2 protein-coding genes are annotated in these 1,453 nt (G+C 43.9%); both read right to left on the bottom strand.

Annotated features, from left to right (window positions below; all coding sequences use genetic code 11):
* Positions 1 to 656: flagellin (locus WH45_RS02975; protein ID WP_046212872.1), on the bottom strand; the 656-nt coding region annotated here is incomplete at its 3' end.
* Positions 657 to 934: 278 nt separating this feature from the next.
* Positions 935 to 1,453, bottom strand: a 519-nt coding sequence (locus tag WH45_RS02970) for a flagellin (protein ID WP_046212871.1), incomplete at its 5' end; no start/stop codon positions are given.

Raw genomic sequence — 1,453 nt, 5'->3', positions numbered from 1 at the left:
ATGTCTGTATCACGGATACGGGACTCGGATGCTGTCAGGTTTTCTACTGTAGTTCCCAGGTTGTTGGAAGTGTATTCTAGGCGGTTTTGGATCGCACCCAAGTTAGCACGTTGTTTTGCTACATCTTTGATTGCAGCTGATGTAGCAGACAGCGTTACGCCAGAAGTCAGACCTTTGAAGCCAGCAGTAGAGATTCCTTTGATTGTGATTTTGAATTTATCATCATCTGCTTGTACGTTTATGCTGGAAGTGATTTTGATTCCGTTGAAGTTCGTGTTGCTTACAATCGCATCAATTTGCGCACCCAGTTGACCCAGTTCCGCTTTGATGTTCGATTTGTCGCCTGCGCTGTACGTTCCATTTTCTTGCTGTACGCCCAGCTCTTTCATACGAGTCAGCATGGAGCTGATTTCGTTCATTGCACCCTCTGCTGTTTGTGCAAAAGAGATACCATCTTGTACGTTACGTTGTGCTTGTTCTAGACCACGAATCTGACCACGCATTTTCTCGGAGATCGACAGACCTGCTGCATCGTCTGCTGCACGGTTGATACGCAGACCGGAAGACAATTTCTCCATATTCTTGCTTGCAGATGTGCTGTTGAGGTTCAAGTTACGCTGTGTGTTCAAAGCCTGGATATTATGGTTGATAATCATTGTTATTTCCTCCCTGAAATTGAATCATCCCACATCCATGTGGTTGATTGAATATTTGAATATTACTGACGAGAGAGCTGCAAGACGGCCGTTACTTGTAGCTCTCTCGCTCTATTATATATATCGTCCACTTGATTTGAATTGTTTATAGTAGTTATCATTTTTCTCAAATCATTTTGGCGACTATGTACTCTTGCTATTATAAAAATTGTATAACAAAAAACCCTCGCCATAAATGGCAAGGGTTGAATAAGCAGATTGCAAATTGAGCTTTAAAATTAACGAAGCAGGGACAGTACGCCTTGTGGCGAAGAGTTTGCCTGGGACAGCATGGATTGGGAAGCTTGTACCAGAATGTTGTTCTTGGACAATGCCACCATTTCTTTCGCCATGTCTGTATCACGGATACGGGACTCGGATGCTGTCAGGTTTTCTACTGTAGTTCCCAGGTTGTTGGAAGTGTATTCCAGACGGTTTTGCATTGCACCTAAGTTAGCACGTTGTTTTGCTACGTTTTTGATCGCATCGCTTGTGCTAGCCAGAGTAACACCGGAAGTCATACCTTTAAAGCCAGCAGTAGAGATTCCTTTGATTGTGATTTTGAATTTATCATCATCCGCTTGGATACTGATGCTGGAAGTGATTTTGATTCCGTTGAAGTTCGTGTTGCTCATGATCGCATCAATTTGCGCGCCCAGTTGACCCAGTTCCGCTTTGATGTTCGATTTGTCGCCTGCGCTGTACGTTCCATTTTCTTGCTGTACGCCCAGCTCTTTCATACGAGTCAGCATGGAGCT

It is taken from the genome of Paenibacillus wulumuqiensis, assembly GCF_000971965.1.
Classification (GTDB): domain Bacteria; phylum Bacillota; class Bacilli; order Paenibacillales; family Paenibacillaceae; genus Saccharibacillus; species Saccharibacillus wulumuqiensis.
This window is presented reverse-complemented; position numbering and strand designations above follow the sequence as displayed.